General features: G+C 56.1%; 4 protein-coding genes and 1 riboswitch. Of the genes, 2 read left to right on the forward strand and 2 right to left on the reverse strand.

Annotated features, from left to right (window positions below; translation table 11 throughout):
• Nucleotides 1-52: 52 nt before the first annotated feature.
• A complete protein-coding gene (locus ACTTKG_RS07745; protein WP_442673647.1) occupies nucleotides 53-2,251 on the reverse strand; it encodes a methylmalonyl-CoA mutase family protein in 2,199 nt (732 codons plus the stop codon).
• A 233-nt stretch (nucleotides 2,252-2,484) separates the two neighbouring features.
• Nucleotides 2,485-2,659: riboswitch (cobalamin riboswitch) on the reverse strand.
• Nucleotides 2,660-2,787: 128 nt separating this feature from the next.
• Here ACTTKG_RS07745 and ACTTKG_RS07750 point away from each other — a divergent pair.
• On the forward strand, nucleotides 2,788-3,051 hold the full coding sequence (locus ACTTKG_RS07750; protein ID WP_442673648.1) for a hypothetical protein: 264 nt from the start codon (nucleotides 2,788-2,790) through the stop codon (nucleotides 3,049-3,051).
• A gap of 48 nt (nucleotides 3,052-3,099) precedes the next feature.
• On the opposite strand, the gene ACTTKG_RS07755 is transcribed toward ACTTKG_RS07750, so the two are convergent.
• Nucleotides 3,100-4,986, reverse strand: a complete 1,887-nt coding sequence (locus ACTTKG_RS07755; RefSeq protein WP_442673649.1) for a glutamine synthetase — start codon at nucleotides 4,984-4,986, stop codon at nucleotides 3,100-3,102.
• A gap of 271 nt (nucleotides 4,987-5,257) precedes the next feature.
• On the opposite strand from ACTTKG_RS07755, the gene hypF reads away from it, so the two are divergent.
• The gene (gene hypF / locus ACTTKG_RS07760; RefSeq protein ID WP_442673650.1) at nucleotides 5,258-7,624 is read left to right on the forward strand and encodes a carbamoyltransferase HypF; all 2,367 of its coding nucleotides are present in this window, start codon (nucleotides 5,258-5,260) and stop codon (nucleotides 7,622-7,624) included.

Genomic DNA, 7,624 nt, shown 5'->3' on the forward strand with positions numbered 1-7,624 from the left:
TGGGCAGACGCACCCTCAAGATTGATTTTCGTGAAATCAGGTTTTTGTGCCATCACTGAATCATTCCTTTCTTCTTCTGCAGCATCTGCAGCGTCTTGTAGCAGTTGGCACGCACGGAAATGAAGTCATCCACGCCCGCTTCGCGGTAGACAGGCTCCAAATCTTTCGGCGCAGCGCCCGCGAGGAAAATCGTCGCATCAGGCAGCGCCGCACGCAGTTTCGGTGCAAGCTCCGGCACGATCTCGGGATACGTCGGATCCGTCGAGCAAATGACAACGGCGTCGGCGCCCGACTCCTTCGCAGCGGCTGCCGCCTCGTCCGTCGTCTTGAAGCCGTCGTTCAAGAGCACTTCGAAAGCGCCGACCTGCAAAAAGCTCGTCGAGAAATCGGCGCGTGCCTTATGCTGCGGAATGGGCCCCATATTCGCAAGGAATACCTTCACGTTGTCGCCGTCGTGGCTCTCACGGTACTCCTCTGTGATGCGGCGCAGCGCCTCGTAGCGTTCGCTCCAACGGTGCGCTTCAATGGCGGTGATCTTCTCCGCCGCCGCATCCGTCTGCAGCGCCTCGCGAAGCTCCGCAATCGTCGCGCCGGCTCTCGCCGCCTTGACAGCCGCTTCCGCCTTCTCACCTTTGCCCGCGCTCTTCAAGGATGCGAGGCAATCTTTCTTGAACGCCTCATCCACATCGGCAAGATAGGCTTCGACATCCTTCGTGCGCTTTTCCAGAAGCTCTGCCGTATCTTCCGTGCGCGGGTCAAGGAGCTGCTCCGTCATGTTCGGGTACATATTATTGCCAACGATGCGATCCTTGCGCAGTTCAAGGCTCTTGAAACGCGCTTCGAGCGTCTTGGCAACCTCTTCCTGCACATAGCCCTCTTCGAGCGCCTTGACGATGCCGCCCTTGCCCTCGATCGTCTGGAACTCTGCCCAGATCTTTTCCTGAATCTCCTTCGTCAGCGTCTCGACCGCCCAAGAGCCGCCCGCCGGATCGATCGGCTGCATCAAGCCGAATTCTTCCTGCAGCATGATCTGCACGTTGCGTGCAATGCGGCGTGAGAACTCGTCGCCTTTGCGGATCGGCTCATCAAACGGGGCGTTCTCGAAAGAATCAAGTCCGCCGACGACGCCTGAGAAAATCTCCGTCGTATTGCGCAGCATATTAACGTAAGGATCATAAATTGTCTTAAAGAACAAAGCGGGGCGCGCATGAACATGAATGCGCTGCGCTTCCTCGCCGCCGCCAAACGCCTTGACGATCTGCGCCCAGATCGGACGAACCGCGCGCAGCTTGGCGATCTGCAGGAAGAAGTTCGCTCCCATCGAGAAGCCGAACATCATCTGCCCTGCCGCCTCATCAACCGTGAGACCGCGCTCTATGAGCGCACGCAGGTAAGCAACGCCGACGGCGAGCGTCGAAGCGACTTCCTGCACGTCATTGGCGCCGCCGCGCGAAACAGCATCGCTTCGCACCATGACCGTCCTGAGTTTCGGCGCGTACTGCTTCGCCCAAAGAGCCGCCTCAGCCATCTCATCGTAAAGCTGCGGAAGTGCGGCATAGTTCTCGCCGCGCTGAATCATCTCGCCCAAAGGATCCGCTCCCACGAATCCACTGAGCTTTGCAAGATCGCCGCCGTCGGACTTGACGGACGCCGCGACGAGGGAAAGCATCGGCAAAGAGGAAGCGCCTGCATAGATGTAAAGCGGACGCCGATCAAGCTTCAAGCCGTTGAGCACTGTATGCATATCCTCAACCGTCGTGATGCTGCATCCCTCATCGCCGATCTTATCGGCATCCTTCGCATCCTTGTTGAGAAGCGTCGCCGAATCCAGTCGGATGTTGTAAATGGTCGAGCCTGTGTCCGCCTCATGACGCAGCAGCTCGTTGTTCTCCTCCGGCAGCGTCTCATCGCACGACTGCGCGATGCCCCAAGGCTGCTCAATATAGCCGTTTGGACGCGCACCTCGCAGGAAATTGTCCATGCCCGGAAAATCCGTTCTCGGCAGGATATCATCCGCCATCTTGTGCGTGTACATCGGCTCAAACGTAATGCCCTCGTACGTTTTCGTGAACATCTTCTTCTCGAAGGGCGCCCCCTTCAACAGCTCGACGCAGGCCTCTTTCCACTCCTCATACGTCGGCGGCTCGAATTCGTCGAGCGGCACATCGGGGAAACTCGTTTGCTGTTCGGCCTTCTTCAAGATGGCCTGCAGGTCAAGATTCTCGTCTTGTCCCTTTGTTTCATTGCTCATACTTCCACAGCCTCCCTTAAAAATAATACGGAACACAACAAAAAAACCGCCCTGCGGAAAAGGCGGTTTCTGCATCCTGATGAACGGGCTTTTGAAAAATGTTTCTGCCTGTCATTTCCGCAGAACATCTTCTTTCAATAAAAAATCCGGTGCAAATCTGCGCCGGAGAGCCCGCCGTAACACGGCAAAATCCCCTACCCATCGCTCGCAGGTATCAGCGCGGAACGCGCCAACGGTGATTGTCAAAACAGGCAGTTCTCCTGGCTCAGATTCATCGTCCAATCATGCCTTCCCAGAGATTTCTCCAGTGGCTTCTGTATGAAGGACTCCTCTTACAGTGGCGGGACCGCTCCGGCTTCTACCGAATTCCCTATTAAGTCTTGCGACGCCTGTCTCCAACAATATGTTGTTTTCATCTTTATATTAACTCCGTTTATTGGGGATTGTCAATACTCCCGAAGTCTTTTACAATGAAAATATGGTTTGATTCCGCATCGTTTTCTACGATTTTTCAAAATTGCACAAGGAGATACAGCATGATCAAAGTTCAAGGCGCCGTCATCATCGAACAAGGCGTAACCTTCGCCATCATCGTCGTCAAACCCCACGTCACGCAGTATACGGCGCGCGCCGTATCGCTGCGCAGCGAGCTCGCGCCCTTTTTCCGCAACATGCCCATCGTCTTGATGTCACAGGATCGGACCGGCAAACCGCGCTATTACGGCAGAAAGGACATCGTCGATTTCTTGAAAACAGTGAAAATCGAGCAGATACCCTGGAAAACGTACCACATTTACTGATAAAGAAAGAGCGCCCGTGAAGGCGCTTTTTCTGTTGGCAGCGAGCCGTCAAATCATATTCTTTACATAAGCGTCGTAGAGCGACTTGAGCTCTTCGATCTTATCATACATCTCCACCTGCAGGCTCGACGCCGCAGCATAGTCCCCCTCGTTCAGCGCCTTGATGAGAAGCGTGAAGAGCGACTTCTCGTCGATGCTGTCCTTCGCCAGATAGGATCGGATGCCGTTGATCTTGTTCCAGTTGTAGGAATCCTGATCGGTCACGAAAGTCGCCTGCACTTCCTTCGCCTTGCGCACAATGTCGCGGTTCTCCGGAATGATGCGGCTGATAAGCTCTGTTTTCCAGCGCAGGAGGGCGCCCGCCTTGAACGCTTCGATGATCTGCGGACGCAGAGCGCCGCCGACCGTGATGGCAGCGACCTTCTCCGCATAGTTATCGAACCCCTGCATATTCTCCCAAACCGTTGCCGGCGGTGCGCCGAAAAGGCGGCTGCGTTCATTGTCGGTATAATCCTCGAAAACATCCACCTCGCTTCGATAAGCGCGATCCTTCTCAAGATAGAACCCCTCTGCTCCCGCCTCTTTCGAAAGCTCTGCCAGCAGCTCCTGCGTCGTATGATGGACAGCCGTCTTTACGCCGTCGAGCACGGCGGAATATACGGCAGACAAGACGAGATATATATTCGAATACGGGTTGCAGGCGCGCAGCTCAAAACGCGTCGCGTAAGGATTTCCCATATCGCGAATGAGTCCCGCGAGAATCGTGCGGTTGCGCGATGGAATCTCCGGCGTATAGCCGAGCGACGTGACGATGCAGACGGGCGCTTCAAATCCGGGCTTCAAGCGATTGAGCGAATCGTTCGTCGCCGACACGAAGGGATTGATGACCTCGTAGTTCTTCAAGAGACCCATGATCGCACCGTAGCCGACGGCGCTCAAGTAGTCCTTCTTCATATCCTGCGGCGTGAAGAGGTTGTGCACCTTGCCGTCGTCCATGACGGCAGCGATGCAAAAGTGCGTATGCTCGCCGTTGCCTGCAAGGCCGATCATCGGCTTCGCCTTGAAGTTCACCTCAAGACCGTTTTCACGGAACACCTCGCGTACCATCGTTCGCACAATCAGCTCGTTGTCCGCCGCCTGCAAAGCATCAGAAAACCGCCAATCGATCTCAATCTGCTCGCAGACATGCGTCATCTTGCCCGACTCGTCGATCTGCGCCTTGAGACCGCCGACCTCCTTGTGCCCCATCTCGACCTGCAAACCATAGCGGTCAAGCAGCATGACCGCCTGCTCCAGCGCCGTGCGCACAGCGCCGTGCGTGCGCTGCCAATACTGCTCCTGCATGACCTGCGACGCCGAAAGTTCCTCGACGTTCGTCTCTTCGAGCGGCGTCTTGACCCAAAACTCCAATTCGGTCGCCGAGGTGAATTGAAAATCGACGATCTTTGAGCCGTCGATATGCTCAAGTCCCGAGACATGCGGGTGTTCCTTAAACATCTGCAAGAGTTCTTTTTTCAGATAAACCAGCGTATCCTTCAAGATGGCGCGCGAATCGACGCGCTTGCCGTCGTGAATCAGAAAGGACGGGATGCGCAGCGTACCGACGGGCTTGCCCGTTTCCTCGTCGAAATGCTCAAGATTGTAGTCAACGAACCAGTTTGCCTCCGGGTCAATCGGCATATCGACCTTCGCGTTGTTCAAGATGGCGATCCCCGTCAAAACAACAGAAGAGCCGTCGGTCTGCACCGCCGTACCATTGTAGAAATCATCCATATCCTTGAGAAAAATGCGCATCGGTATCTTCTCATCGGTATCGTTGCCCGCGAGATCAATGCCAACGAGAGAAACAAATTTGATCTCAGGATGCGCTTTCAAAAGACGAACGATCTCTTCTCGCGGGGAGTTCGCCGGAATCACATACAACAAATCTTCCATTTCAACCATCCTTTTCTCACACAGGCAGTTTGCTTACGCTGCAAATCAAACGCAAAAAACCGTACAGCAATACTTCCGTACACAGACGGAAAACAAAGCTATACGGCGACGCTGCCAAAGTATTCTTTTATGCTGATAGCATAGCATATTCTTCCTTTCTTGTCCAGCAAAATTCCCGTCAAATTCTCTACGCACACGCAAAAGCAGGAACTTTTCCCGCCGCCGTGGTATAATCGCTAAAAGAACTGCTTTATAGAAAGGCGGCGTCTGCATGACAGGAAAAAACCTATGGCAAACGTATCGAATAAAAATCTTCGGCATCGTGCAGGGCGTCGGCTTCCGACCGTTTGTCAGCCGCACGGCAGAGGCGCTCGGCATCACAGGCAATGTCTGCAACAAAGGCTCCTATGTCGAGGTTCTCGCCCAAGGCACGGACACAGCTCTGCAAGAATTTCGCCAAAAAATAGAAACTGCGCCGCCCGCACGAGCGGTCATCCTCAAGCTCCTGCAAGAGCGCATTACCAACGCCCCGACATTCTCCGAATTTCAAATCATCGAAAGCAGCGGCGAAAGCGGCGACGTCTTCGTTTCGCCCGACATCGCCATTTGCCCCGAGTGCCAGTCGGAACTTTTCGACCAAAACGACCGTCGTTACCTCCACCCCTTCATCAACTGCACCTCATGCGGTCCAAGGCTCACGATTCTCGACGCCATGCCGTATGACCGCGATCGCACAAGCATGGGGGCGTTTCCCATGTGCGGCGCCTGCCGCTTCGAATACACCCACGCCGAAACGCGCCGCTACGATGCGCAGCCCGTCTGCTGCAACGACTGCGGTCCGCGCGTCTACATCCTGGGCGGTGCGGAAAAAGATCATGCCGCGATCACACGCGCAAGAAGTGTACTGCAAGCGGGCGGCATCATCGCCGTCAAGGGCATCGGCGGCTTCCATCTCGCCTGCGATGCAAAAAACGAAGCCGCCGTACAAAAGCTGCGCGAGCGCAAACACCGACCGCAAAAACCCTTTGCCGTCATGCTGCGCGATCTCGCTGCCGTGCATCGCGAGTGCCGCATCCTTAGCGCACAGGAAAAGCATCTCGACAACCATCAAAAGCCCATCCTCCTGCTTGAGAAAAAAAGCGGCGGCACGATCGCCGCAAACGTCGCGCCCGCGATGCCTTCGCTCGGCGTCATGCTGCCCTACACGCCGCTGCACCTTCTGCTCTTTTCCCTGCCCGATGAACTGGACGGCTTCACAGACAGCCTCGTCATGACGAGCGGCAATCCCTCGGGCGCACCGATCTGCCGCACGGATAACGATGCGCTCGAAACTCTCTCATCCATCGCCGACCTCATCTTGTCGCACGACCGAGAAATCCGCCTGCGTGCCGACGACAGCGTCATGGATTTCTATGAAGACGCACCGTACATGATTCGGCGGAGCCGCGGCTATGCGCCGCTTCCCTTGATGATTTCCGCCGATTTTCAAGGTTCTGTCCTCGGCATCGGCAGCGAACTCAAGAACACCTTCTGTCTTGCCAAAAATGCGCTCTTCTACCCTTCCCCCTACATCGGCGACATGGGCGATCTGCGCACGATGCAGGCGCTGCGTCAATCGCTGGCGCGCATGGAACGGCTCCTCGGCATAACGCCCGACCTCGTCGCCGCCGACCTGCATCCGCGCTACGAGACGAGCCGCTTTGCCGAGACCCTTGGCATCCCCGTCGTCAAAGTGCAGCATCATTACGCCCATGTGCTTTCCGTCATGGCAGAAAACAATCATCTGCAGCCCGTCATCGGCGTGAGCTTCGACGGCACCGGATACGGTACGGACGATACGATTTGGGGCGGCGAAATCATGCTCGCGACGACGTACAGCTTCCGGCGGCTCGGCTCCATCGCCCCCTTCTTCCATACGGGCGGCGATCTTGCCGCGCGAGAAGGCTGGCGCATCGCCGTCTCCCTGCTCCATTCTTTCTACGGCGCGAAAGACGCGCTCTCCCTCAGTCAAAAACTCGATCTCGCGACGGAAAAGGAAATATCTTCCGTTATTTTCCAACGAGAACACGGCTTAAACACAACGGTATCAACGAGCGCAGGACGGCTCTTCGACGCCGTGAGCGCCCTGCTCGGCATCCGCAGCCTCTCCACTTACGAGGGAGAAGCCGCCATGTACTTGCAATTCGCCGCTGAAACTGCCGAAAAGAATGAAGAGACGGCACAGGCGGATGCGCTTCTTGCCGCATGGAAAGCAGACGGCATATTAAAAGCGGCGGCATCAGAAAGCTCGCTCACCATCACGGACAACCGCTTCCTGCTCAAGACGGACGAACTTTTCCGCCGTCTATTGCAGGAACGACGCAAAAGGCAAAGAAGCGATATTCTCGCACTTGCCTTTCATCGCGGGCTTGCCGTCGCCATCACCGCCGCCTGCCAAAAAGCGCGTGCGGCGACCGGCTGCACGACAGCGGCTCTGACCGGCGGCGTTTTTCAAAACACCCTTCTGCTGCGTCTGGCACAAGAGGCATTGGAAGCCGACGGCTTCCGCGTCCTCAGGCACAGCTTCATTCCGCCGAATGACGGCGGGATCGCCGGCGGGCAGGCGCTCTTTGCCATGCAAAACCTGCAAAACAAATAG

The organism is Selenomonas sp. (assembly GCF_052169755.1).
In the GTDB taxonomy this organism is placed as follows: Bacteria; Bacillota; Negativicutes; order Selenomonadales; family Selenomonadaceae; genus Selenomonas.